Source organism: Ruminococcus difficilis (assembly GCF_016680995.1).
Genome location: NZ_JAEQMG010000034.1, coordinates 1 through 2,055 on the forward strand (window position 1 = coordinate 1; position 2,055 = coordinate 2,055).

At 46.1% G+C, this 2,055-nt stretch carries 2 protein-coding genes and 1 pseudogene; all 3 read left to right on the top strand.

Annotated elements, in window-relative coordinates:
- Positions 1-243 precede the first annotated feature (243 nt).
- The 3 genes and pseudogenes from JKK62_RS01735 to JKK62_RS01745 all read left to right on the top strand — a co-directional run bounded on the left by JKK62_RS01735 (position 244) and on the right by JKK62_RS01745 (position 1,910).
- Positions 244-612, top strand: a pseudogene (locus tag JKK62_RS01735) (metal-dependent transcriptional regulator).
- Positions 613-824: 212 nt separating this feature from the next.
- Positions 825-1,382 (top strand): DUF3793 family protein, encoded by a 558-nt coding sequence (locus JKK62_RS01740; protein WP_201426687.1) that lies wholly within the window; start codon positions 825-827, stop codon positions 1,380-1,382.
- A 105-nt stretch (positions 1,383-1,487) separates the two neighbouring features.
- Positions 1,488-1,910: a flavodoxin gene (locus JKK62_RS01745; protein ID WP_201426688.1), complete on the top strand. Its 423-nt coding sequence runs from the start codon at positions 1,488-1,490 to the stop codon at positions 1,908-1,910.
- The last annotated feature ends 145 nt before the right edge of the window (positions 1,911-2,055 follow it).

Below are 2,055 nucleotides of genomic sequence, written 5' to 3' on the forward strand. Positions count from 1 at the left end.
TTTTCCGTCATCAGCCCATGACTGTAATCGCGGGCAGATATCATCTGAAAAAATCCGCAGCATACAGACGACTGAACGAAGCTCGCGGAGATTTTTACCGTTCATATCTTATGAACAGGGAACAGGCTTTGTCGGCATAAAAATATAATTATAAAACACGAAGATTAACGATTGAATTGGTATACTTGCCAATCTAAAATATATGTGCTATAATACTTTCATCAAACGGCGGAGGTGAAGGCTTTGGTACTCAAGGAATCAGGCGAAATGTATCTGGAAACGATTTATGTTCTCAGGAAGGAAAAGGCGTTTGTCCGGGCTATAGACGTTGGTGCGGAGCTTGGTTACTCAAAGCCGAGCGTCAGCCGCGCAATGGGTATTCTTCGCGACGGCGGATATATTAAGGTTGCGGAGGACGGCGGAATTACTTTAACCTAAGCGGGGCTGGAGGTCGCCGAGCGCACCTACGAGCGCCATACCGTTTTGAGCGAGCTGTTTATGAAGCTCGGTGTTGACGAGGAAACGGCGACAAACGACGCCTGCAAGATTGAGCATGTTATAAGCTCTACTACTTTCGCAGCTTTGAAAAAGCATTTGAACGAAGATTTATGATAATCATATCAGCCAACGGAACGTTTTTTCTGTAGGCTGATTCTTTTTTATTAAAAAATCTCTTGACAAGAATAAAAAGATATGATATATTACACTTGTTCAGTTAGCAGAGGGTAACCGATACAGATACAACATCCGACTGGAGGATGTTTGTTTTTTGAACATCGGTTAGCCAGTGCTAACTATAGACGAAACCACGGAGTAATAAACAGATGTCGGAAGATTTGATTATCAAGCATTGTTCTCCCACTCTCGCGGGGCTGAAAACCGCCAATCTCTTTACTTGTGTTTATTCGCAGAAACAAGATGTTGAGCGTTACACGCAGGAGTTTAACCGGCGTTTCAGCCATAAGGGAGTGAAAATGCAGCCATTGGGATACGGCAAGAAACGCGCCTTGATCTATGTATTTCGCCCGACACAGCTTGAAAGGGATTTGTCCGATCCACAGGCACGATCCATTTTAGCGTCAATGGGATACAAAAGCTTTGACAGTAAGGCTTGTCTGAACAGACTGAAAAGCAGAGTCAAAAAGTGTCCCGAATTTCCGCACGAAATCGGACTGTTTCTCGGCTACCCTCCCGAGGACGTTCGCGGCTTCATTCTTCATAAGGGAAACTGCTGTAAATGCTGCGGTTGTTGGAAGGTTTACGGTAATGAAGAAAAAGCCCGGTGCGCGTTTGCCAAGTATAAAAAATGCTCCGACATCTATTATTCCAAATGGCTTCAAGGCACACCGATCAATAAATTAGTAGTTAGTAAAGCAGCGTGACGCTGCATCCAAGCACGCCTTTGGAACAGTCTGTTAGACGGAAACAACAGCAACGGCGTGGTCTGAACAAAATATAATACCAACGACAGAAAGGACAGAATGATTATGAGTAATATAGCAATTGTTTTTTGGAGCGGAACAGGCAACACCGAAGCAATGGCGGACGCCGTTAAAGCGGGCGCGCAGGAAGCCGGCGCTGAGGTCAGCGTTTTCAACGCTTCGGATTTCTCCGCCGATATGGTCGCGGATTTTGACGCGATCGCGTTCGGCTGTCCCGCAATGGGCGACGAGGTTTTGGAGGAGGATGAATTCCAGCCGATGTTCGACGCGGTTCTGCCCTCGCTTTCCGGCAAGAAGATAGCTCTTTTCGGCTCTTACGGCTGGGGCGACGGTCAGTGGATGCGCGACTGGCAGGAATCCTGCCAAAACGCGGGCGTATCTCTTGCCTGCGAGTGCGTGATCGCAAATGACGCTCCCGATGATGAAGCCGTTGTCGCTTGCAAGAATCTCGGCGCGGCGTTAGTTTAATTTTGTTAATCCCTATATTTGTCAATACCAATTTCATAATTCTGCACCTGCGCTCGCTGAAAAGCGGGCGCTTCTGCTTGACAAAAGATGATAGAAAAGATATAATATATTTGGAAAATCAATGGGTTGATTTTTATTTTTTGTA

What these genes read in the sequence shown, in the direction of transcription:
- JKK62_RS01740 (WP_201426687.1), top strand. Translation starts at nt 825, where the DNA reads ATGTCGGAAGATTTGATTATCAAGCATTGTTCTCCCACTCTCGCGGGG.
- JKK62_RS01745 (WP_201426688.1), top strand. Translation starts at nt 1,488, where the DNA reads ATGAGTAATATAGCAATTGTTTTTTGGAGCGGAACAGGCAACACCGAA.